Origin of the sequence: Actinomadura rudentiformis (assembly GCF_008923185.1) — a bacterium.
GTDB lineage: Bacteria > Actinomycetota > Actinomycetes > Streptosporangiales > Streptosporangiaceae > Spirillospora > Spirillospora rudentiformis.
The window spans coordinates 316,440-338,414 of the sequence record NZ_WBMT01000003.1 but is presented as its reverse complement, the minus strand read 5'-3'; the positions used below and the strand labels follow the sequence as shown (position 1 = coordinate 338,414).

At 71.2% G+C, this 21,975-nt stretch carries 17 protein-coding genes; 8 read left to right on the top strand and 9 right to left on the bottom strand.

All coding sequences use genetic code 11. The annotated features are described in order from the left end of the window. Window positions 1-64: 64 nt before the first annotated feature. The 3 genes from F8566_RS08130 to metE all read right to left on the bottom strand — a co-directional run bounded on the left by F8566_RS08130 (window position 65) and on the right by metE (window position 5,948). Window positions 65-2,815 carry a helix-turn-helix transcriptional regulator gene (locus F8566_RS08130; RefSeq protein ID WP_151559311.1) on the bottom strand — a complete coding sequence of 917 codons (2,751 nt, stop codon included), beginning with the start codon at window positions 2,813-2,815 and terminating at the stop codon, window positions 65-67. 114 nt (window positions 2,816-2,929) lie between these two features. After that, complete coding sequence (locus F8566_RS08125; protein WP_151559310.1) at window positions 2,930-3,364, bottom strand: hypothetical protein; 435 nt, start codon at window positions 3,362-3,364, stop codon at window positions 2,930-2,932. A gap of 268 nt (window positions 3,365-3,632) precedes the next feature. Continuing rightward, window positions 3,633-5,948: a 5-methyltetrahydropteroyltriglutamate--homocysteine S-methyltransferase gene (gene metE, locus F8566_RS08120; RefSeq protein WP_151559309.1), complete on the bottom strand. Its 2,316-nt coding sequence runs from the start codon at window positions 5,946-5,948 to the stop codon at window positions 3,633-3,635. 141 nt (window positions 5,949-6,089) lie between these two features. On the opposite strand from metE, the gene F8566_RS08115 reads away from it, so the two are divergent. Continuing rightward, window positions 6,090-7,007 carry a LysR family transcriptional regulator gene (locus F8566_RS08115; protein ID WP_151559308.1) on the top strand — a complete coding sequence of 306 codons (918 nt, stop codon included), beginning with the start codon at window positions 6,090-6,092 and terminating at the stop codon, window positions 7,005-7,007. A 13-nt stretch (window positions 7,008-7,020) separates the two neighbouring features. Here F8566_RS08115 and F8566_RS08110 read toward each other — a convergent pair whose 3' ends face one another. Continuing rightward, a complete protein-coding gene (locus F8566_RS08110; protein ID WP_151559307.1) occupies window positions 7,021-7,917 on the bottom strand; it encodes an NAD(P)-dependent oxidoreductase in 897 nt (298 codons plus the stop codon). A 127-nt stretch (window positions 7,918-8,044) separates the two neighbouring features. Here F8566_RS08110 and F8566_RS08105 point away from each other — a divergent pair, with 127 nt between their 5' ends. Beyond that, window positions 8,045-11,374, top strand: coding sequence for a BTAD domain-containing putative transcriptional regulator (locus tag F8566_RS08105; protein WP_151559306.1), 3,330 nt, complete (start codon window positions 8,045-8,047; stop codon window positions 11,372-11,374). Here F8566_RS08105 and F8566_RS08100 read toward each other — a convergent pair. Then, window positions 11,346-12,335, bottom strand: coding sequence for a zinc-binding dehydrogenase (locus F8566_RS08100; protein WP_318836393.1), 990 nt, complete (start codon window positions 12,333-12,335; stop codon window positions 11,346-11,348). The genes F8566_RS08105 and F8566_RS08100 overlap by 29 nt on opposite strands. Before the next feature lie 275 nt (window positions 12,336-12,610). Between F8566_RS08100 and F8566_RS08095 the strand changes: the two genes are divergently transcribed. Genes F8566_RS08095 through F8566_RS08085 form a run of 3 tightly spaced genes read left to right on the top strand, consistent with a single transcriptional unit; the run spans window position 12,611 to window position 15,706 of the window. Continuing rightward, window positions 12,611-13,837, top strand: coding sequence for an ABC transporter permease (locus F8566_RS08095; RefSeq protein ID WP_151559305.1), 1,227 nt, complete (start codon window positions 12,611-12,613; stop codon window positions 13,835-13,837). A gap of 31 nt (window positions 13,838-13,868) precedes the next feature. Further along, complete coding sequence (locus tag F8566_RS08090) at window positions 13,869-14,927, top strand: efflux RND transporter periplasmic adaptor subunit (RefSeq protein ID WP_151559304.1); 1,059 nt, start codon at window positions 13,869-13,871, stop codon at window positions 14,925-14,927. Then, a complete protein-coding gene (locus tag F8566_RS08085; RefSeq protein WP_318836392.1) occupies window positions 14,924-15,706 on the top strand; it encodes an ABC transporter ATP-binding protein in 783 nt (260 codons plus the stop codon). The genes F8566_RS08090 and F8566_RS08085 overlap by 4 nt, the downstream gene beginning before the upstream one ends. Window positions 15,707-15,724: 18 nt before the next feature. Here the strand turns inward: F8566_RS08085 and F8566_RS08080 are convergent, their stop codons facing one another. After that, window positions 15,725-16,636, bottom strand: coding sequence for a LysR family transcriptional regulator (locus F8566_RS08080; protein ID WP_192809570.1), 912 nt, complete (start codon window positions 16,634-16,636; stop codon window positions 15,725-15,727). Window positions 16,637-16,740: 104 nt separating this feature from the next. Here F8566_RS08080 and F8566_RS08075 point away from each other — a divergent pair, with 104 nt between their 5' ends. Beyond that, complete coding sequence (locus F8566_RS08075; RefSeq protein WP_151559302.1) at window positions 16,741-18,036, top strand: aspartate aminotransferase family protein; 1,296 nt, start codon at window positions 16,741-16,743, stop codon at window positions 18,034-18,036. Window positions 18,037-18,044: 8 nt separating this feature from the next. On the opposite strand, the gene F8566_RS08070 is transcribed toward F8566_RS08075, so the two are convergent. Then, window positions 18,045-18,392, bottom strand: a complete 348-nt coding sequence (locus F8566_RS08070) for a DoxX family protein (RefSeq protein ID WP_151559301.1) — start codon at window positions 18,390-18,392, stop codon at window positions 18,045-18,047. A gap of 136 nt (window positions 18,393-18,528) precedes the next feature. Between F8566_RS08070 and F8566_RS08065 the strand changes: the two genes are divergently transcribed. Then, window positions 18,529-19,392: a helix-turn-helix domain-containing protein gene (locus F8566_RS08065; protein WP_151559300.1), complete on the top strand. Its 864-nt coding sequence runs from the start codon at window positions 18,529-18,531 to the stop codon at window positions 19,390-19,392. A gap of 71 nt (window positions 19,393-19,463) precedes the next feature. Here the strand turns inward: F8566_RS08065 and F8566_RS08060 are convergent, their stop codons facing one another. Further along, entirely contained in the window at window positions 19,464-20,447 is a 984-nt protein-coding gene (locus F8566_RS08060; protein WP_151559299.1) for a hypothetical protein, read from the bottom strand. Window positions 20,448-20,549: 102 nt separating this feature from the next. On the opposite strand from F8566_RS08060, the gene F8566_RS08055 reads away from it, so the two are divergent. Next, the gene (locus F8566_RS08055; protein ID WP_151559298.1) at window positions 20,550-21,224 is read left to right on the top strand and encodes a TetR/AcrR family transcriptional regulator; all 675 of its coding nucleotides are present in this window, start codon (window positions 20,550-20,552) and stop codon (window positions 21,222-21,224) included. Here the strand turns inward: F8566_RS08055 and F8566_RS08050 are convergent. After that, window positions 21,150-21,968 (bottom strand): hypothetical protein, encoded by an 819-nt coding sequence (locus F8566_RS08050; protein ID WP_151559297.1) that lies wholly within the window; start codon window positions 21,966-21,968, stop codon window positions 21,150-21,152. The genes F8566_RS08055 and F8566_RS08050 overlap by 75 nt on opposite strands. Window positions 21,969-21,975 lie beyond the last annotated feature (7 nt).

The window sequence follows — 21,975 nt, the reverse complement described above, 5'->3', positions numbered from 1 at the left end:
ACCAGGCCGTTCCTGCTGACAAGGACGAGCATGGCCGGTGCCGACACCGGTGCCATCCGTAGGACTACTGGGTTCCACCGACCCCGTGGTCGATCAGGCGTGCGAGCTCGGTGCGGGAGGAGATGCCGAGCTTCGGATAGATCTTGTAGAGGTGGTACTCGACGGTTCGCGGGCTCAGGAACAGGCGGGCCGCCACCTCGCGGTTGGACACGCCCTCTGCCACAAGGCGGGCGATGCGCAGTTCCTGCGGGGTGAGGTCGTTCAGGGCGACCGGCTCTGGGCGGGCCACCGACTCGCCGGCGGCGCGCAGCTCGTTGTGGGCGCGTTCGGCCCATGGGTCGAGGCCGAGTCGCTGGAACGTCTCCATGGCGGTACGAAGCGGGCCGCGCGCGTCTCCTCCCCGGTGGCTCCGGCGGAGCCGCTCTCCGTAGAGGAGCGATGAACGGGCTTCCTCGAACGGCGAACCTCTGTCTGCGCCTCCGTCTGTGGCGTGCAGACGCAGCGCCTCCTCGTACTGCGCGAGCGCCTTGTCGGCGTCCCCGGCCAGGAGAGCTCGGCAGCGTGCGACCAGCGCCTGCGCCTGCGGAGTCAGCGCGTTGGCGGCCCAGCGTCCGTACGACGTCAGGATCGAACGGGCCGCGTCGAGCTCACCGCAGCCGACCGCGGCCTCGATACGGTCCGGACTGGAGCGCCAGGTGGAGATCGGATGGGCGGCTCCCAGACCGGCGTTGACCATCGACTCGAAACGGGCGTGCGCCGCCGCGAACCGCCCCAGGGTCAGGTCGAGGAGCCCGAGGGCGTACATGGCGACGCTCGCCTGCAGCCCGACCCGATGCGGAATGGCGATGGCGAGGGCCTCGCGCGCCTGCCGCTCGCAGTCGTCCGCGCGCCCCTGAACGGCCGCGATCACCGCGAGATTCGCCAGGTGCGCAGCCGCGGAGTTGGTGTATCCGGCCTCGCGGGCCAGCGCCAGCCCCTCCTCATTGATCGCCGCGCTCAGCGTGAAACGGCCGCTCAGGCGCTCGGCCCGCGCCACGAACTCCAGGACGACCGGGAACTGACCGGTCATCCCCGAGACGCGGGCGACCCGACCCGCCTGGATGATGTAGCCGGCCGAGGCGTCGATGTCCCCCAGCTGACCGGCCGCGGCGGAGGCCCACAGCAGGTGGGCGGCCTGGTCGAGCCCGTCGGCCGTGGCCAGCGCCGCGCGCAGAACCGGCACACCGCCCTCAGCATCGCCCTCGATCATCGCGCCGATGCCGACCAGCATGGCCCGGAGGAACGGATCGCCCCCGCCGAACGAGGCCGCCCGGCGTCCGATATCGGCGAGAGCCCCGTGGTCGCCGACATTGCCGGCCGCTTCGGCGGCGTCGGCCAGCATCTCCAGGGCACGACCGGGATCGGTGTCCTTGGCGCGTTCGGCGCCCTCGGTGAACACACGCTGAGCCTCGGCCGCGTCGCCGGAGTGGAGCTCGAATCGGCCGCGCAACTGGGTCAGCTCGGCGAGGAGCCGCGGATCGTCTGCCAGCTCGCGCGCTTCAGCGAGACATGTCTCAGCCTGTCCAGGTCGGCCGCCCAGCCAGGAGGCGGTGGCCGCGTCCGTCAGCCGCCGGGCTCGTACCGCCCGATCGGGTGTGAGCTCGGCCGCCCGCGCCAGAGCGACGCCCGCATCCGCGTAGCCACCCCGTTCCCGTGCTCGTTCTGCCGAGGCTGCCAGTTCGGCCGCGACGGTCTCATCCGGCCCGACCGAGGCAGCGGCCCGGTGCCAGGCCCGCCGATCGAGGTCACCGCCCAAGGCACCGGCGAGTGCATTGTGCGCAGCCCGGCGCTGGACGGAATCCGCCGTCGCGTACACCGCTGATCGCACGAGCGGATGCCGGAAGCGGATCGACGCTCCTGCGACAATGACCAGCCCGGCGGACTCCGCCGGGGCCAGGGCCGCCGCCGGATCGTCACAGCCCAGTCGTTCCGCCGCGTTCAACACCAGTCCAAGCTCGCCCGACCCCTCCGCCGCCGCGATCAGGAGAACACGCCGCGTCAGCTCGGGCAGTTCGTCGGCCTGGCGGCCGAAGACCTCGCTGATCCCGGAACCGACCGGCAGCGGATCGGGGAGCGGCGCACGACCTGTGAGCTGCTCGGTCGTCAACGATGCGGCCGCCTCGCCGAGCGCCAGCGGGTTGCCTCCGCACAACGCGACCAGCGTGCCGAGCACGGGCCCGGACGGGGCGACGGCCGCCCGTTCAACGAGCAGCTTCGCCGCGCTCGCCTCGTCCAGTCCACCGACACGAAGCTCCGGGATGTCGCGGACGGGCACGCCGGTGTGGTCGCGGACCGCGAGCAGCATGCCCACGCCCTCCTCGCGCAGCCGCCGGGCCGCGAACAGCACCGCATCCGCCGAGGCACGGTCGAACCACTGGAAGTCGTCGATGACGCAGAGCAGCCCGCCGTCCACAGCCGCCTCAGTGAGCAGCGACAACACCCCGGCCGAGAGAAGGAACCGCGCGTCGGCGGACGGCGCGGCGGCAAGGCCGAGCGCACCGCGCACGGCGTCGCGCTGGGGCTCGGGCAGCGCGTCGAGCAGGTCGCTGACAGGCGACAGCAGCTGGTGCAGCGCGGCAAAGGCCAAGCTCGCCTCGGGCTCCGCCCCCGTAGCCCGCACCATCCGCATCCCCGCCCCAGCGGCGGCGTGGTCGAGCAGCGCCGACTTGCCGACGCCTGCCTCCCCGCGGAGCACGAGCGCCCGGCTGGCTCCCGCGCGGACGGCGGCCACCAGCTCGTCGATCGCCGCCCGTTCCGTCCCCCGTCCGTGCAACATGTGCCGATTGTGTCGCAGATGCGCCGGTCATCGGACGACCGGGAGCGCCTCCGAAAGCGCGAGAGCCCTCGACCTACGGAAAGGTCGAGGGCTCGTCGGTGTGCGGGCCGTACGTCAGCGCTTCTTCAGAGGACCGAAGTCGTCGCAGTGCGGGTCAGCGCCCGAGTGGTCGAAATCGAACTTCACGTAGAGCTTTGCCTTATTGCTGCGACTGTAGTCCTTCTCCCTGAACTTGTGCCACTTGTTGTCGCCCTTGCCATTGTCGCCGGTCTTGCTCACGACATCGGTTTTGCCGGGCGCGGCTTTGTAGTCGTGTACGTAGACGTTGTTGTGGTGACGCTTTGGGCCGGCCAGCTTGATCTTGTAGTGCATGCTGGTCACCTTGAAGGTGTCCTTTGAATGGAAGACGCGCACAGTGCCAACGTCGCCCTTGGGGCTCTTGCAGGTGAAATCGGTGTGAGGCGCAGCGGCCGAGGCCTGGGGCACACTCGTCGCGAGAAGGCCCACTCCGATTGCGGTCGCGATGCTGAAGCGTGCGTACATACGCATGCGAGAATTCTCCCCCTACTATTTCCGTCCGGACGTGATCAGTCAGAGACGCTCGCACATGTGGAGTGCGTCTGCTTGCAGAGGCGGCGAGCGCTGACTACCCCTGAAACGATCATTGATCGTCCAAGTGCCGCACAAGGCACCTGGGCACTAACTGAAGACAGGGAGACATGGGCTCGTGGCACTAGGGCCTCAGGTGATCGGGATACCACGGATAGTGGGAGGAAGCCCCTGAAGTGTGGGTCGCACCACATCGCGGCCTTTGGAGTCATCCCACAGATCGGTCCCGGCAGTTATCAGAAGAACTGAGAAGTACTTCAGACACTTCGCGGAGTTCGGCTGTGGCGGTGACGATGTTGGTGAGGGCGGCTTCTACCTGGTCGTAGGTGCGGGTCTTGAGGCCGCAGTCCGGATTGATCCAGACCTGGTCCGCGGGGAGCACGCGCAGGATCTTCTCGGCCAGGCCGGTGATCTCCGGCACCGCGGGGACGCGGGGCGAGTGGATGTCGTAGACGCCGGGACCGAGGCCGCGGGCGAAGCCTTTCATCGCAGGATCGTCGAGGACGCGTGCGTTGGAACGGGCCGACTCGATCGTCGTCACGTCGGCGTCCAGAGCGTCGATGGCGGTGAGCACCTCGGCGGCGTCGGAATAGCAGAGATGGGTGTGGATCTGGGTGCGGTCGGCCGCGACCGACGTGGCCCGCCGGTACGCCCCGACGGCCCAGGAGAGGTAGGCGGCCTGGTCGGCCCGGCGCAGCGGCAGCAGCTCACGCAGTGCGGGCTCGTCCACCTGGATGATCGAGACGCCTGCGTCCTGGAGGTCGGCCACCTCGGCGCGGATCGCGTCCGCCACCTGGTCGAAGACGGCTCGCAGCGGACGGTCCTCCCGGACGAACGACCAGGCGACGATGGTCACCGGCCCGGTGAGCATGCCCTTGACGGGCTTGCCGGTCAGCGACTGCGCGTACCGCGCCCAGCCCACCGTGATCGGGGCGGGCCGGTCGACGTCGCCGTGCAGGATGGGCGGGCGCGTGCAGCGGGAGCCGTACGACTGCACCCAGCCGTGCCTGGTGATGGCGAAGCCGTCGAGATGCTCGGCGAAGTACTGCACCATGTCGTTGCGCTCGGGCTCGCCGTGCACGAGGACGTCGAGGCCGAGCCGCTCCTGGAGCCGGACGGCGCGCTCGATCTCCGCCTTGACCAGCGCCTCATAACGTTCTTCGCTGATCTCCCCGGCGGCCAGTGCCGCCCTGGCCGCCCGGACGTCGCCGGTCTGCGGGAACGACCCGATCGTGGTCACCGGCAGCGGTGGGAGGCGCAGGTGTTCGGCTTGTGCCACGGCACGGACGGGATAGGGGCTGCGCTCGGCAGGCTGCGCGCTGTCCGGCGACGACGCCTGAGGCCGCTGCCGTACGGGCGGGGCCGTCACGGCGTCGTCAGGCGCAGCCGCGAACAGCCGGGCAAGCTCGATGACCTCGCCCACCTTCTGGTCGGCGAAGGCCAGGCGCTTCCGCAGCGCGGGATCGAGATCGTCCTCCGATTCGAGGTCATGGGGAACGTGCAGCAACGAGCACGAGGTGCTCACGGTCACGTCGCCGGCCTTGCCACGCAGATACCGCAGCGTGTCCAACGCGTCGTTCAGGTGAGTCCGCCAGATGTTCCGGCCAGGCACGACACCGGCCACGACGGTCTTTCCCGCCAGGGAAGCCAGGTCACGCCGGGCCAGTACGTCGCGTCCCCGGTCGAGATCCAAGCCGATCGCCTCGACGGGGCAGTCGGCGAGCACGGGCAGAGCCGCACCCAGCTCCCCGAAGTAGGAGGAGACGAACAGCTGCGGCCGCTCAGTGAGGTCGAGGCCGCCAAGCCGTTCGTACGCCACCCGTACGGCCACCAGCTCCTCGTCCGAACGATCGGCGACCAACGCGGGCTCGTCCAGCTGCACCCAGTCCACGCCTTCTGCGGCGAGCGCCCTCAGCAACTCGGAGTACACGCCGAGCACGTCGTTCAGCCGATGCAGCGGCGTGAAACCGGCCGGACTCCCGGCGGACGCCTGCGAGAGAAGCAGGAAGGTGACCGGGCCCAGCAGCACCGGCCGTGTGGAGACGCCGAGCTCCCGCGCCTCGGCGACCTCACGGACCGGCTTGTCGTCTGCCAGCCGGAAGGCCGTCTCCGGGCCGATCTCTGGAACGATGTAGTGGTAGTTGGTGTCGAACCACTTGGTCATCCGCAGCGGTGCCACGTCGTCGGTGCCGCGCGCCATCGCGAAGTACACATCGTCGGCCGCCCGGTAGCGGGCGGGTACCGCGTCGAGCATGAATGCGGTGTCGAGCACGTGGTCGTACAGCGAGAACGTGTTGGACGGCGGCTCCGCCAACCCCAGATCCGTCAGCCGCCGCCAGGTGGCTTCCCGGAGCCGGCGACCCGCCGAGTTCAACTCGTCACGGCTTGATCGGCCGTTCCAGTACGACTCCAGTGCCCGCTTGAGCTCGCGGCGCGGTCCGATCCTCGGGTAGCCGAGGATCGTGGCGGAGGGAAAGGCGGGAAAGGTGGGAAAGGTGGAAACGGCGTTCGGCCGGGCGGTCATGCGCTCTCCTTCGAATCCTGCGATGGCAAGGGAACGCAGTGTGCACAGCCTGGTCCACGGCTGCCGGATCCATCAGCGCCGGTTATCGCCCAGACTGGTCGCATGACCTCAGAGATCGCCTCCGCCCGGCAGTGCTGAGCGATGGACCTGCCTGACTGGAGAGCGGCCCCGCCGCTGCGCGACATCGGATGCTTCGTGGCCGTCGCGTGCAATCTGAGCTTCTCCCGGGCGGCGGTCCAGCTCGACATGTCCCAGCCTGCGGTGAGCCAGGCGATCGCCCGTCTCGAACGGGTCCTTGACGTGCGCCTCTTCGAGCGAACGAGCCGCGAGGTCCAGCTGACGCCGGCAGGGCGGACGCTGTTGCCGCATGCCGAGGCTCTGCTGCAGCAGGCTGCCGCGTTCTCGGCGGAGGCGAGCCGTCTCGCCGGCCCCCGCGGGAAGTCCATTCGGTTCGCTTATGACCCGCTCGTCGGGACGCTCGCCGCGCAGGTCGCCCGGCGCCTCGCCCGGAACGCGCCGGACGCCGAGGTGGAGCTGCGCCCGGCGGTCTGGACGGAGGCCACGGCGGAGTTGAACCAGGGCACCGCCGCGGTCGCGATCATGAGTGCGCCGTTCCCGCCGGGGCTCGCGACCACCGCGCGGTTCCACCTGCCCGTGACGCACCTGGCCGTCCCGGCGGGCGGCCCCCTGGCGACCGCCTCGTCCGTACGGCTGGAGCAGCTGACCGGGCATCCGGTCCTCCTGCCGCGCGCCCTGTGGGTGCAGCTTCCCGGACGGTTGCGCGCGGCCCTCCAGTCCCAGGTCGCCGCGTACGACATCGACGACCTGGCGGGGGCCCTCGATCTCGTCGCGGCCGGGCGGGGGCTGATGCCGGCGCCGCGCCTCCTCACCGAGACCGTGCGCCGCCCCGACATCGGCTTCCCGCCGCTCGGCGACGGTGACCTGGGCGACCTGCGGATGACGTATGGCCTGGTCTGGGATCGGGAGAACGCCTCTACGCAGGTGATGGCCCTCGTCCAGACCGTCCAGGAGGCCCTACGCCGCCGCAACGTCGCCTAGGCCGCAGCGTGAATTATGCCTTGGGCGGGTTCTTGATGGCCTCGTAGAGGCTGCCGAGCCCGTCGGCCCCGTGGCCCCGGTCTACCGCGCGCCAGAAGAGGTCTCGGAGCGCCGTCGGGAACCCGGTGTCCAGACCGGCGGCCTTGCTGGCCTCGACGACGTGGTCCGCGCTCACGGCCTGCATGAGCAGGCTGTTGAGCTCGCCCGGGTACTCACCCTTCTCGATCTCCTCGGTGAGGATCTTCACGAAGCCCATGGGCCCGTCGCTGGCGAGGTCCCCGATGGTCGCCGCACCGTACGGGCGGAACGCCTCGGGCGCGACACCGGCCGAGCCGACGAGCGCGACCGCGTGCATGTAGCTGGCCAGCGACGACCAGAAGATGAACAGCTGCGCCGTGTAGTACAACATCGCCAGGCCGTGGTCCTCGCCGACGTACGTGACGTCGGTCAGGACCTTCAACGTCTCGCGGTGCTTCTCCAGAGCCGCCTCGGAGCCGCTGTAGAACGTGTAGGCGCCCGGCTCACCGATGCCCGGCGGCGGAGTCATGATGCCGCCGGTGATCAGGTCGGCGCCGTGCCCGGCCGCCCAGTCGTTCGCCGCGCGCAGCTTCTCCGGGGTGTCGGAGCTGAGGTTGACCAGCACCTTGCCCTTGAGGGCGTCCGTCGCGGAGCCGATCGAGTCGTACATCGCCTGGTAGTCGATCTGGCTGATGACGACCAGCTCGTTCGCCGCGAGCGCGTCGGCGGGGGTGGCGGCGAGCGTCGCGCCCTGGGCGACCAGCGGCTCGGCCTTGCTCGCCGTGCGGTTCCAGACCGTGACCGGGTGCCCTGCCTTCAGGAACGTCTGGGCCATCGTCGCGCCCATCGGGCCCAGCCCGATGACCGTCACCGGGGTCTTGTGCGTCGCCATTGTCTTCTCCAAAGTCGTCGTCTCTGACGTTGTGGCTTCAGAGTGCGGCCGAGCCCTTCGGGGTCGCTTCCGATGCGCTACGGGCCGCCTGGGATGGAGTGTCCGGGTGCTCCATTAACCTGGGGGAATGCGCTTCGGGGTGCTCGGTCCGCTGGCCGTCTGGACGGATGACGGGACGCGGGTCACGATTCCCGAGGCCAAGGTCCGTGCGCTCCTCGCCGACCTGCTGACCCAACCGGGACGTGTGGCGTCCACGGACCGGCTCATCGACGATCTGTGGGGCGACCGGCCGCCGCGCAACCCCCTCGGGACACTCCAGGCACGGGTCTCCCAGCTCCGCAAGGCCCTGGCGGACGCCGAGCCGGGCGGCCGTGACCTCGTGGTCTCCCGGGCGCCCGGATACCTTCTGGAGGTCGCGCCGGACGCCGTCGACGCCGGCCGCTTCGAGACCCTGGTCGCGCAGGCGCGCCAGGCCGGGGACCCGCGATCGCGGGCGGCCCTGCTGGCGGATGCTCTCGCGCTCTGGCGCGGCCCCGCCTATGCGGACTTCGCCGACGACGCGTTCGCCCGGGCCGCGATCGTACGCCTCGACGAGCTGCGGCTGGCCGCACTCGAAGCGCACGCCGAGGCACGTCTGGAGCTCGGCGAGCACAGTCTGCTGACCGGGGAGCTCGCCGGCCTCGTCGAGCGCCATCCGCTCCGCGAACGGCTCCGCGCCGCGTACATGCGCGCCCTCTACCGGGCCGGACGCCCGAGCGAGGCGCTCGCGACCTACGGCGAGCTGCGCGACCGGTTGCGGGATGAGCTGGGGCTCGACCCCGGTCCCGAACTGGCCGCGCTCCACCAGGCGATCCTTGAGCAGGACCCCGCGCTGACTCCGGCCACCTCGGTGGCGGCCCGGGCGCCGCGGCTGCCCGCCGCCCTCAGCGGCCTGATCGGCCGCGCCGAGGCCGTCAGCGAGGTCGGCGTGCTGCTGAAGACGGGCCGTTACGGCGGTCCGCGGCTGGTGACGTTGACCGGTCCGGGCGGCGTCGGGAAGACGCGGCTGGCGATCGAGACCGCCAGGGAGGCCGGCGACGCGTTCCCGGACGGCGTGTGGCTGGTCGAGCTGACCGCTCTCGCACCCGGCGGTCGCGACGTGGCCGAGCTGGTCGCGGCGACCCTGGGCGTGCGCGAGGAGAACGCGGCGGGAACGGACCCAGATGAACGGCACGAGCCGTCCGACCGTGTGGCCGACGCCCTCACCGCCAGGCGGGCGCTCCTCCTGCTCGACAACTGCGAGCACGTGATCGAGCCGGTCGCCGAGCTGGTGGAGCGTCTGCTGAAGGCCGCTCCCGAGCTGCAGGTCCTCGCGACGAGCCAGGAGCCTCTCGGCCTTGCCGCTGAACGTGTCGTCGCCGTACCGCCGCTCGACCTGCCGGACAGTGACGCCGGGGCGCCGGAGGAGCTGCGGAAGTCCAGCGCCGTACGGATGTTCGTCGCGCGGGCCGAGGCCGCCGCACCGGGCTTCGCCTTCGACGCGGAGAGCGCCCCCGCGGTCGCGGCGATCTGCCGGAGGCTGGACGGCATCCCGCTGGCTCTGGAGCTGGCGGCCACCCGGGTCCGCCTGCTCGGCGTTCATGAGCTCGCCGCGCGCCTGGACGACCGGTTCCGGGTGCTCGCCGCCGGGCACCGGGGCGCGCCCGCCCGCCAGCAGACGTTGCGCGCGATGATCGACTGGAGCTGGGAGCTGCTGTCCGACCCCGAACGCACCGTGTTGCGCCGCCTCGCCGTGCACTCCGAAGGGGCGACGCTCGACAGCGCCGAAGCGATCTGCGCGGGTGACGGTGTGCAGTCCTCGGACGTGCGGGCCGGCGATGTCCTCGACGTGCTGGCCCGCCTTGTGGACCGGTCGCTCGTCGTGACCGCCGCTCCCCTTCCACTGCACGGCCCTCGATATCGCCTCCTGGAATCGGTGGCGGCATACGCCCTCGAACGTCTCCAAGATGCCGGTGAGGAGCGGCTCGTCCGCCAACAGCACGCTCGCTACCACGCGGACCTGGCAGAACGAGCCGCCGAGCGGCTGCGCGGGCCGGAGCAGCGGCGCTGGCTGGAGCGGCTCGACATCGAGAGCGCCAACCTGCGCGCCGCGCTCGACCATGCGGCGCGGGACGGCGACGCTCACCTGGCGCTCCGGCTCGTCAACGCCCAGGCATGGCACTGGTATCTGCGCGGGCGGTTCAGAGAGGCCCGGCGGTCGCTGGACCGTGCGCTCTCCGTCGAAGGCGAGGCGCCACCCTCTGTACCTCCGAGGCCAGAACGGGCCGCGGCGGTGAGCTGGCGCGCCGCCATGACGATGATCTCCGGCGACGGCGCGGACCCGACTCGGCTGATCGAGACGGCGCTCCGTGCGTACGAGGGCGTGGACGACCCGCGTGGCCGTGCGATGGCGGAGTGGTTCCTGAGCTTCGTGCACTGGGCCTACGGGGACATGGCGGCGACGGCGGCGCGGATCGAACGCGCGCTGGCGACCTTCCGTTCACTCGGCGATCGCTGGGGTGTCGCGGCCGCCCTGAGTTCACGGGCCACCCTCGCGGTGGTTCCCGGCGATCTCGCGAGGGTGGAATCGGACGGCGCAGAAAGCCTCTCGATTTTCGAGGAGCTGGGCGACGCCTGGGGACGTCTGGTCGCCATGGACCCGCTCGAACGGGCCGCCGAGATCGCCGGGGACTACGAACGGGCCGGCCGGCTCCGCCAGGAGGGCGTCCGCATCGCCGAGGAGCTCGGCCTGTGGCCCGAGGTGTCGTTCAAGGTCGCCGGTCTGGGCCGGATCGCGCTGCTGACCGGGGACCTCGACCGGGCCCGGGAGCTGCACGAACGGGCGTTGCGGCTCGCCGTCGAGCATTCGAGCAGGTCCTCGCGGGAGTTCGCCGAGATCGGGCTCGGGCTGGTGGCCCGCCGCCAGGGCAGGCTGGCCGAGGCCGAGGCCCATCTGCGCAGCCCGCTCGTGTGGCTTGAACGGGTTGGCGGCCGGGCGGGCACCGCGTTCATCACCGCCGAGCTCGGCTTCGTCGCCGAGCAGCGCGGCGATGCAGAGCGGGCCCTCGCGCTGCATTTGGACAGCTTCGACGACGCCGCAGCCACCAACGATCCGCGTGCGATCGCCCTCGCCCTCGAAGGGCTGGCCGGGGCGCGGGCGCTCGACGGTCGTCCGGAGAGTGCCGCGAGCCTGCTGGGCACGGCCGCCGCGACCCGCGAATCCGTCGGGGCGCCGCTTCCCGGCGCCGAACGCGGTGACGTCGACCGCATCACGGCGTCCGCACGGCAGGCCCTCGGCGACGAGGCCTTCGCGACCGCGTTCGCCGAGGGCCGGGCCCGCACCCCGGAGGAGCAGCGAGCAGCCGTCAGGAGTGATGAGCCGTCAGGGGATGAGCATCAAGGAATCAGCATCAAGGAATCAGCAGGGTCTTGCCGATGACTGAGCGGGCCTCGATCGCGGTGTGCGCCTCGGTGGCCCGTTCGAGCGGGAAGGTCTGGCCGATCAGCGGCCTGAGGCGGCCCGCCGCGGCCTCCTCCAGCACCGGCGCGGCGACCCGCTTGCGGTCGATGAGGCCCATCCGCATGTCGCCGATGCCCTGCACGGTCACCTGCCGCCGCACCGCCTCCTCCGGGTCGATCACGCTGAACCCGCCGGTGGAAGAGCCGTGCGCCGACATCCATCCGCCATTCGCGACGGCGTCGAAGGCCGCCCTGCCGATCTCGCCGCCGACTCCGTCGAGGACGACCCTGGCGCCCGCGCCCCCGGTCGCGTCCCGCACGTGTTCGGCCCAGTCGGGCTCGGAGTAGTCCACGACGATGTCGGCGCCGAGCCCGCGCGCGAGACAGAGCTTGCGCTGCTCGCGCGCGGCGGCGATGACCGTGGCGCCCGCGGCGCGCGCCAGCTGGATCAGCAGGACGCCCGCGCCGCCGGTGGCCCCGACGACGAGCACCCGGTCCCGCGCCTTGATCTCGGCGCGTTCGAACAGCCCGTATGCGCTGACGCCGTCGTGCACCAGCGCGGCGGCCTCCCGCAATCCGAGGTCGCCGGGCACGGGGATGAGCCCGCAGGCGGAGACCACCGCCAGTTCGGCATAGCCGCCGTGCCCCTCGAGGCCGCCGGTGTAGGCGATGACGCCGCGGCCGATCCAGGCCGGGTCGACGCCCGCGCCCACCGAGACCACCTCGCCGGACACGGCGCCGCCGGGCACGTACGGAGGCTTGACGTCGAAGAACTCCCGGGCCGCGCCCAAGCGGATCTGGGTGTCCACGAACAACGTGTCCGCGGCCGTCACCTTCACGACGACCTCGCCGGGGCCCGCCTCCAGGTCCGGTACCTCGCGCGGGACCAGGACCTCCGGCCCGCCGAACTCCTCGACCTCGATCACCAGCACACCGACCACGCTCCTTTGCGTCATTCAGTTCGCTACGTTCCGGCTCGGTCTCCTCGACCTTGACAGCAAGTCTGAAACATCAAGCTATGTTGAAGTCAAGGCATGCGAACGTGGCCCATCCCACTCGGAGAAGTGCTTTTCGAAATGGCCCTCTCGCGATAAGAACGGTCCAATTTCGGTCAGGGGAATACTCGGTATGGCATACGCCGAATGGTCTGTTGTAGGGTCCTTGATCACTACATTCCGGGAGAACATTCGCCGACGCCGTATCGGGGGCCCTAGCGATGCCCATCTGGGGGATGGTGCTGTCCGCGCTGGCGGAGATCCGCACCAGCAAGGTGCGGGTCACCCTCTCCTTGCTGTGCGTCTCCGCGCTCGTCGCCGTGGTCACGCTCGCGATCGCGCTCGGCGGCCTCGCCCAGCAGTCGCTGGTCCAGGTCTTCGAACAGCAGGTCGGACGGCCGGTGACGCTCACCATGGAGGGCCCGCCGTCCACCCAGGGCATGTCCATGATGTCCGATGGTGTGATCACCCGGATCGAGTCCGATCTACGCCGCTACCGGGTCGTCGGCAGCCCGCTCGGGACCACCCAGCAGATCTCCTACCGTCAGGTCCTGCCGGGCGGTACGCGCCCCATCAAGGGGAGCGAGGACCAGGGCGGTCAGCTCAACACGATCGGCGCCGACCCCGAGCTCGACCGGATCCGCCGGTTCCAGCTCGCCTCCGGACGCTGGCTCGCACCGGTCGACAGCCAGCGGTTCGAGCCGCAGCTCGTGGTCAGCAAGAAGTTCGCCGACCAGCTCGGACCCGATCCGTTCGGCGCGGTCATCGAGATCGCGGCGCCGCGGAAGTGGGTGCGGGCGCGGGTCGTCGGGGTGCTCTCCGGCGGGACGCCCTGGTCACCCACCGAGATCTTCATGCCGTACCGGGCGATGGTGCGCTGGCAGCTCGGTGTGGAGAGCACGTCGTACGTCGTCCGGGTGCCGAAGGGGCAGGCGGACGCGGTCAAGGACCAGCTCAAGCTCGACGCGGCCAGGTCCTGGGGCCTGGGCAGCGTCATGATCCATCGGGATGAGGGCGACACCGGCTTCATCAGCGGCACGATGGGCAAGGTGCTGGTCGGGTCGGCGGTGTTCCTGCTGATCCTCGGCTCCCTCCCGGTCCTGGTCCTGGGCCTGATGGCGGTCCGGCAGCGCCGCAGCGAGCTCGGCGTGCAGCGGTGTTTCGGCGCCACCGGCTCGGACCTGTTCCTGACCGTGCTTCTCGAAGCGCTGATCGTGTCGTGCGCGGGCGGGCTGCTCGGCATCGGCTCGGTGTACGCGATCAGCGGGCCGCTCTTCGACGTCCTGTCCCACCGCGGGCCGTTCGCCGAAGCCGAGCTGAGCGCGACCTTCCCATGGCGGGCTGCGCTGCTGGGCATGGGCGTCGCGGTCTGCGTCGGCCTCTTCACCGGGCTCATCCCGGCGCTGCGCGCGATGCGGCGTTCGGTCATCCAGGCGATCCGCAGTTAAGGCGATCCGCAGACAGGGGAGACGACGACTTATGCCTCGATGGGCGAACCGCCTGGCCAAGGGCGGCATCATCGCGGTCGTTCTGGCGGCCGTCGGCGGGACGGGCTGGCTCGCCGGCAACGGCGGCGCCACGCCCGAGACGCCGCCCGACTCCTTGCCCGCCGCCGATCTGTCGCCCAAGGAGATCAGTGTCAAGGAGGGATCGATCGTCAGCCGCCTCACCGTCGCCGCGACGATCAAGGCCGATCCGTCGATCCCGGTGCGGTCCACCAAGGCCGGCACGGTCACCGCGGTGCACCGCAAGAACGGGCAGCGCGTCACCAAGGGCCAGAGCCTCCTGACCGTCAAGCTGCCCGGTGCCGAGCCGGACGGTGAATCCGGCTCCAAGAAGAAGGCCAAGGCCAGATACCTCGCGGTCGTCGCGCCGGTCGCCGGGAAGGTGACCGGGATGACCGCGACCGTCGGCCAGGAGATCACTCCGGCCGAGGCGGTCGCCCAGCTTGACCGGGGGCGTTTCCAGGCGGTCGCGGCCATCGACGCCAAGGACGTCTACAGGTTCTACAGACGGCCCGAGTCGATCCGGCTGGCGATCGACCACGGTCCGGCGCCGTTCAACTGCCGCCTGATCGCGTACGGCGCGGGAGCATCGGGCGCGCCGCCCAAGGGCGGGGACGGTGGCCCGCCGGATGGCGGCGGTGACCCGAACCAGGGCGGTGGAGGCGACGCCGTCGAGGTCACCTGCCGCATTCCGAGCAGCCAGCGGGTCTTCGCCGGGATCCGCGGCAAGATGGCCATCACCACCGACTCGGTGCGCGACGCGGTGGTGATCCCGCTGTCCGCGGTGCTCGGCGAGAACGACCAGGGCCGCGTCACCGTGGTCGGGTCCGGCGGCAAACGCGAGGTGCGCAAGGTCAAGCTCGGGATCAACGACGGCAAGCAGGTCGAGGTCGTGGACGGCCTGCGCGTGGGCGAGAAGATCCTGGACCGCGCGCCCGCCGATGACGCCTTCGACGTGCCGCAGCCGGCGGACGGCGGGCCACCGGCGGATGGCGGGCCGCCGCCGGGCGACGAGATGCCGGGTGGCGAGTGAACCCCGAACACGGCCCGCTGGGCGTGCGGCAGCCTCCGATGGCCGACGACGTCCGGGTCGCGGGCCCGCCGCCGGCCGTGGAGGCGGAGCCGGTCCTTGAGGTCACCGGTGTCACCAAACGGTTCAAGGTGCGCCGCCGAAAGGAGCCGCTCACCGTCCTGGACGAGGTCTCGCTGACCGTACGACCGGGTGCGTCGGTCGCGATCGTCGGCCTGTCGGGCGCGGGGAAGTCGACCTTGCTGAACGTGCTCGGCCTGCTGGAACGGCCCGACGCCGGGACCGTGCGCATGTACGGCAAGGAGACCACGACGATGCGGGAACGGGACCGCGCGCAGCTGCGCGGCGAGGCCATCGGCTTTGTGTTCCAGCAGCTCAACCTGTTGCAGCGGCGCAGCGCCCGCCAGCAGGTCGCGGCCCCTCTGATGTATGCGGGCGGCGAGCGGTTGCGGCGGCGGTACGACCTGGCCGACGAGGCACTGCGTCGCGTCGGCCTGGGTGAACGGCTGCACGCCACCCAGTCGAGCCTGTCGGGCGGCGAGCAACAGCGGGTGGCGATCGCCCGGGCGCTGATCCGCGAGCCGCGGCTGATCCTGGCCGACGAGCCCACCGGCGCCCTGGACCCGGTGACGGCCGGGCAGGTGATGGACCTGCTGTTCACGCGCGCCCGCGAGGAGGACCGCGCCCTCGTCCTCGTCACCCACGACCACGCCCTCGCCCGGCGGGCCGACGCCGTCTACGTCCTCGACAAGGGACGGCTCACCGAAGGCCCACCGTCCTGACCCCGCCCAACCGCCCTGTCAACGGACGAGCTTCGCTCGGCGCCCTTCTCGGAGCGCGGCCAGGACGGCGGCCAGGGCCGGACGGGCCAGGCTCTCCTCCCGTACGGCCGTGAAGATCCGGCGGACCACCGGCTGCCCGGCGATGGGGAGCACGGCCACGGCGGGATCCCGTTCTGGCCGGGCCAGCTCGGGCAGGAGCGTGACGGCCTGCCCGGCGGAGACCAGTGCGAGCAGGGCCAGCACGTCGCAGGTCTGATGGCGGCGGTCAGGCGTGAACCCGCCGTGCTTCCGGCACACCTCGATGATCAGACGGCCGTGGCTCTCGGTGGGCGCCCCGCCCGCCCACACCTCTGACTCCAGATCGCGGATCCGTACCGGCGTACCGCCCGCCACCCGATGGTCGCGTGGCACGACCAGCTTGACGCGCTCGACGTGGAGCTCCTCGAACGCGAATCCGGCGGGCCGGCGCCGCGGTACCGCCTCGTACTCGTCACAGATCGCCAGGTCGCAACCGCGCCGTTCGAGCGCCTCCAGGGCCTCGTCGGGCTCGGACATCACGGTCTCGATCCGCAGCCCCGGATGGCGTGCCGCCAGGTCGGCCAGCGCGGGCGCGAGCAGGAAGGCGGCCGTCTGGAACGCCACGATCCGCACGACGCCGGTGACCGCGCCGGCGGTGGCCGCCACCTCGGCCTCGGCCAGCTCGACCCGGGCGAGCAGCACATCGGCATGGCGGGCGAGGACGTGCGCGGCCTCGGTGAGCCGCAGCCGCCGCCCGTCCCGTTCGAAGAGCGTGACGCCGACCTCCCGCTGCAGCTCGGAGAGCTGGTGGGACACCGTTGAGGGGCTGTAGGAGAGGGCGTCGGCGACGGCGGCGATCGTGCGCCGGCTGCGAAGCTCGTTGAGCAGCCGGAGCCGCTGCAGATCCATCATGCTTCGAAATCTTCCACGGATATCGCTCGAAAACATGCGATAGACCCGATGGGTTGCTCCGGGTGACGATCGGCTCAGGACATCCCTGCGGGAGGAGTGGGCAGATGGATCCACGAGCCGAGCTCCTGATCCGTTACACCGGCGGCGAGTTCTGGCCGGACCTGATCGAGAGCGCCTCCGGCTCGTGGCTGCGGACCACGGACGGGCGCCGGATCCTCGACTTCACCTCGGGGCAGATCTGCGCCACGATCGGGCACAACCATCCGCGCATCGTGGCGGCGATCGAACGGTCCCTGGACGACGTCGTTCACCTCAACTCGACGATGTTGTCGCCGCCGGTCCTCGACCTGGCCGAGGGCCTGATCGCCACGCTGCCGGGCGGCCTTGACCGGGCCATGTTCCTGAGCACCGGTGGCGAGGCCAACGAGGCGGCCGTACGCATGGCCAAGCTGGCGACGGGCGGCTTCGAGGTCCTGGCGCTCGGGCGCAGCTGGCACGGGATGACCGCCATGAGCCAGGCGCTGACGTTCTCCGCCGGGCGCCGCGGTCACGGGCCCACCCAGCCGGGGATCTTCGCGCTGCCGGCACCCTACTCCTACCGCTGTCCCATCAAGCACTGCTCCGACACCTGCGACACCACCTGTTTGGAGGTCGGCTTCGAGCAGTACGACGAGCAGTCGGTGGGTGCCCCGGCGGCCCTCATCGCCGAGCCCGTGCTCTCGGCCGGGGGCATCCTCGTGCCGCCGCCCGGTTACTTCACCCGCCTCATGGAGCTGGCGCACGAACGCGAGCTGCTGTTCATCCTCGATGAGGCGCAGACCGGCTTCGGCCGGCTCGGTGCGATGTACGGGATGGAGCTGTTCGGGGTCGTTCCCGACTTCGTGACGCTCTCCAAGACCCTCGGCGGCGGACTGCCGATCAGCGCGGTCGTCACGTCCGCCGAGATCAGCCGCACGGCGCAGGAACGGAACCTGCTCTACTACACCTCCCACCAGTCCGATCCGCTGCCCGCCGCGGCCGCGCTCGCTGTGCTACAGGTCGTTCAGGAGGAGGACCTGCCCGCCCGGGCCCGCGAACGCGGCGAACGTTTCAGCGGTCACCTGCGCGAGATGGCGGAGCGGCACGAGACGATCGGCGAGGTCCGCGGCCACGGTCTGCTGTGGGGCGTGGAGCTGGTGACCGACCGGGAGACCAGGGAACCGGCCACCGAGCTCGGCACGGCCGTGACGCGGGCCTGCGAGCAGGCCGGGCTCTGCATGAACATCGTCCGCAGCCCCGCGGGCGCGGGCATGAGCGCCTGCCTGCGCATCGCCCCGCCGCTCACGGTCACCGAGGACGAGATCGACACCGCCGCCGGGATCCTCGACGAGGCCCTGACCAAGTCCGCCTCGACGACCTGAGGCCGTTCTCACGCGGCGGCCATGCGCAGGCCCAACGCGACGGCACCGACGAGGGCCAGGACGACGGCCGGGGCGAGCGCGAAGTCGCGGGCCCGCAGGTGGGTGATGACCGCACCGGCGAAGTAGAGGATCACGCCGATCGCGGCGGCGATCCCGATCAGCGGCACGGCCAGACCGACCAGCAGACCCACCGCGCCCGCGAGCTTCAGGAGGGCGAGCCAGAGGAACCACGACTCTGGAACGCCCATCCTGATGAGGTCGCCGGTCACCTGTTCCTGGCGGGTGAAGAGCAGCATGGCCGAGATCGAGAGAACGATCGCGAGCAGGACACCGGTGATCGAGTAAGCGATGAACATGAGGACTCCTGAAACCGTCCGGTCTTGTTGTCTGGCTTCCAACCTGCTGCGACTGCGGCGGCCTAGGGAGGCCAAGCTCAGGCTGGCCCCAGCAGGGCCACGATCCGGAACCGGGCGAGCGGGTACATTGCGGCTTGTGAGCGAGAACGAGCTGGGGACCTTCCTCCGCCTCCGCCGGGAGGCCGTGAAGCCCGCCGACGTCGGGCTGCCCGAAGGCACGCGGCGCCGCACGCCGGGCCTGCGCAGGTCGGAGCTGAGCACGCTCGCCGGCATCAGCGTCGAGTACCTCACGCGCCTGGAGCAGGGCCGCGACCGCCATCCGTCCGCGCAGGTGCTCGCCGCGCTCGCCGACGCGCTGCGGCTCGGCACGGACGACCGGGTCCATCTCCGCCACCTGGCCAAGGCGAGCAGCGGCGGGCTCGGGGCGCTCTGCCCGGGGGCGCTCTCCGCGCCCAGCCGGTCCGTACGGCCGAGCGTGCGCATGTTGCTCGAACGGCTGGAGCCCGCGCCCGCCGTGTTGCTGAACCGGCTGGGTGACGTGCTCGCCTACACGACCGGCTATGAACGGCTCGCGGGGCCCATCGGCCTGCTCGACGCCGAGCGGCCCAACGTCCTGCTGTTCACGTTCACCGACAGCAGGGCGCGCGCCGTCTACCTGGACTGGGAGCGGATCGCGGACGAGCTCGTCCTCGACCTCCGGTACCGGTCCGACTGCACCGATCCGCACGTCACGGGTTTCGTCGAGGAGCTGATGATCCTCGGTGGCCCCGCGTTCACCGATCGCCTGACGATACCGACCCAGCCGCCGAAGCCCCTCGGGGTCGAACGCATCGCCCATCCCGAGGTGGGGGAGCTGCGGCTCTCCCGCGAGGTCCTCGAACTGACCGAGAGCGACGCCCAGCAGCTCATCGTCCACCTGCCCGCCGACGACGCCACGTCCGCCGCGCTCGACCACCTCACCGGCCGCCAGCCCGGGGCGTTGCGCGTCGTCACGGCCTGAGGGCGCCCGAACGGTCCGAGGACGCCGAAGAGGCCGGTACCCGGGTGGGCACCGGCCTCTGGAGACGGGGATCAGGACGCGAGAGCGGGTTCGCGGCGGTCGGCCGGCTCTGCCTCCTGCGGGCGCCGGGACCGGAGGGCGCCGATGCCGAAGAGGGCCAGTGCGGCGGCGGCCCAGGCGAGCAGGACGGTCAGCGGGCCGCCCGCGTTCGCTCCGTCGAAGAAGGCCACCGAGCGGAGCAGCGAGACCGCGGCGCCCGGAGGCAGCAGCTGGCCGATCATGCCCCACGGCTCGGGCAGCAGTTCGGGTGCCGAGGTGGCGGCCGACAGCGGGTTGCCCAGCAGGAGGAAGGTCAGCGCGCCGAGACCGATGCCCGCCCGCCCGATCGCGGCGGCGATCCCGGCGACCGTGCCGGTGACGGCGAGGATGGTGAGCGCCATGACGCCGGAGACCGCGAGGTAGGAGCCGGGCAGGATCGACAGCCACCCCTGCGCGAGCCCGGCGGTGGCGAGGCCGCCGAGGACGGCGAAGGTGATCGTGCCGGTCAGCCGTCCCGGCACCGACGGGATCAAGAGGGTCAGCAGCACCGCACCGGCGATTCCCGACATGACCAGCGGCAGCGCCATCGCGCCGAATCCGGAGCCGCGCGGGTCGTCGGCATCCGCGGCGACCACATCCTGCACCGGCACCGTCTTGACGCCCGCCATCTGCTGGGCGACCTGGGTGAGCTGCTGCGACACCAGCGGGCTCGCCGCAGAGGCCACGATCACGCGGGGCCCGGCCGGGGTGGTGACGATCGCACCGTAGGCCTCACGGTCGGCGAGGGCCTGCCGGGCGGCGGCCTCGTCGGCGCGCTCCTCGATGTCGAAGGCGCCGGGCTGGCGCTGCTCAAGCTGCTGGGCGACGGCGGCGGACTGCGGGCCGGCCACGACGAGGGGCACGTCCCGGGGCTCGATCTGCGTCGCCGGCCAGGCGAACGCGATGACCATGGTCAGTTGCACCAGTGTGGCGGCGACCCCGAGGAGCAGGGCGCGGGCCGTGGGCGAGGACGTCATGATGGCTCCTACTCTAAAATCGGATGTCCGTTCTCTTATGGTGGAAGCCTCACACGGCGGCGGTCGGTTGTCAAGAACGGACGTTCGTTTTTATATTGGGCCATGCCTCGAGTCAGTGAAGAGCACCGTGAACGCCGCCGCCAGCAGATCCTCGACGCGGCGCAGCGCTGCTTCGTGCGCAAGGGCTTCCACAAGACCTCCCTGCAGGAGATCTTCCGGGAGTCAGGCCTTTCGGCTGGTGCGGTCTACGGGTATTTCCGCAGCAAGGACGACCTCATCAGGGCCATCGCCGCCCGCAGCGAGCCGCAGGTGAGCGCCATACTCGAGGAGATCCTCGACACCGGCGAGCTGCCCCCGCTCGACGAGATCGTGGCGCGGTTCGCCGCCGGAGTGATCGAACGGATGGGTTCGGGCGGCGGGATTCTGATCGCGCCGCAGGGATGGGCGCTGGCCACGTACAACCCCGCCGTCCACGAGGCCATGGCCAGGATCTTCAGCAACACCAGGAGCTGGTGGACACGCGTCGCCGAACGCCTCCAGGACGACGGCCGGCTCGCGCCGGACGCCGACCCGCACGCCGTCGGTGCCGTGCTGACCAGCATCATCACCGGATTCATCGTGCAGCGCCTGCTGCTCGGCGACGTGGACGCCGAGACACTCCGCGAAGGCATGCGGACCCTGCTCTCATCGGATCTCGGCAGCTCAGAAGCAGTCGGTGTGGGCAACGAGCTCGATCGAGCGCTCGCGCTGCCCGTACGGAGCCTTGACGCCGGCTGACAGGCGTCCCGCGCCGGAGAGGGCGGCACTGACCAGGTCGTCGTTTCCGGAATACAGACCGCTGGTGTCGACGTCGAGCCCGAGGCGGGACCAGTACGTCACCAGCCTGGTCAGCGGAACGATCTCATGCGTGCCGCCGGGGAGCGGGGCGAGCAGCCTGCTGGAGGCCCGGTGCTTCCCGTTGGGGTCGATGCCGAGCATCCCGCCCATGCATTCCTCGCGTCCGCCCTCGACCGGCGCACGGCCCCGCCCGAAGATCTCCTGGGAGGTCCTCCGCAGCACCTCGCCGGTGATGGCGAGGCTCTGGCGCAGGTCGCGTGCGTCGTTGTCGCGGTACGGGCCGTCACCCCGCGCCGGACGCTCGCGCGGCTTGGGATCCCGGCCCTCGTCGAGGCCGGCGAGCCGCGGGCCGAACGCGGCCTCCAGGTCCGCCCGCCGCCACGCCCGGGTGTGGGAATGCCCGCTCTCGTCGCTGATCGCCACGTTCATGCTGTCCACCCGGCCAGGGTGCGTACGCCACGCGATCTTGGCGGCCCGGCGGTTGAAGCCCGCCTGGTTCGCCTCGTCGTCCAGCGGCAGGTCCGTCTGCGCCTCGACCGCCAGGCTGTTGCCCGGACCGGTCCTGAGTCGTGGTTCGGCGACGCCCGCGCTCGTCCACGGGTCGCTCTGCCTCGCGCGATCGGAACATCCTGCGGCCAGCAGCGCCACGCACACGACCGCGGCCACCGTTGTTCGCGGATGCACCGAACCC

Excerpts from the sequence above, each read along its gene's own strand:
- F8566_RS08130 (WP_151559311.1), bottom strand. The coding sequence starts at position 2,815 with ATGTTGCACGGACGGGGGACGGAACGGGCGGCGATCGACGAGCTGGTG.
- F8566_RS08125 (WP_151559310.1), bottom strand. The coding sequence starts at position 3,364 with ATGCGTATGTACGCACGCTTCAGCATCGCGACCGCAATCGGAGTGGGC.
- metE (WP_151559309.1), bottom strand. The coding sequence starts at position 5,948 with ATGACCGCCCGGCCGAACGCCGTTTCCACCTTTCCCACCTTTCCCGCC.
- F8566_RS08115 (WP_151559308.1), top strand. The coding sequence starts at position 6,090 with ATGGACCTGCCTGACTGGAGAGCGGCCCCGCCGCTGCGCGACATCGGA.
- F8566_RS08110 (WP_151559307.1), bottom strand. The coding sequence starts at position 7,917 with ATGGCGACGCACAAGACCCCGGTGACGGTCATCGGGCTGGGCCCGATG.
- F8566_RS08105 (WP_151559306.1), top strand. The coding sequence starts at position 8,045 with ATGCGCTTCGGGGTGCTCGGTCCGCTGGCCGTCTGGACGGATGACGGG.
- F8566_RS08095 (WP_151559305.1), top strand. The coding sequence starts at position 12,611 with ATGCCCATCTGGGGGATGGTGCTGTCCGCGCTGGCGGAGATCCGCACC.
- F8566_RS08090 (WP_151559304.1), top strand. The coding sequence starts at position 13,869 with ATGCCTCGATGGGCGAACCGCCTGGCCAAGGGCGGCATCATCGCGGTC.
- F8566_RS08080 (WP_192809570.1), bottom strand. The coding sequence starts at position 16,636 with ATGATGGATCTGCAGCGGCTCCGGCTGCTCAACGAGCTTCGCAGCCGG.
- F8566_RS08075 (WP_151559302.1), top strand. The coding sequence starts at position 16,741 with ATGGATCCACGAGCCGAGCTCCTGATCCGTTACACCGGCGGCGAGTTC.
- F8566_RS08070 (WP_151559301.1), bottom strand. The coding sequence starts at position 18,392 with ATGTTCATCGCTTACTCGATCACCGGTGTCCTGCTCGCGATCGTTCTC.
- F8566_RS08060 (WP_151559299.1), bottom strand. The coding sequence starts at position 20,447 with ATGACGTCCTCGCCCACGGCCCGCGCCCTGCTCCTCGGGGTCGCCGCC.
- F8566_RS08055 (WP_151559298.1), top strand. The coding sequence starts at position 20,550 with ATGCCTCGAGTCAGTGAAGAGCACCGTGAACGCCGCCGCCAGCAGATC.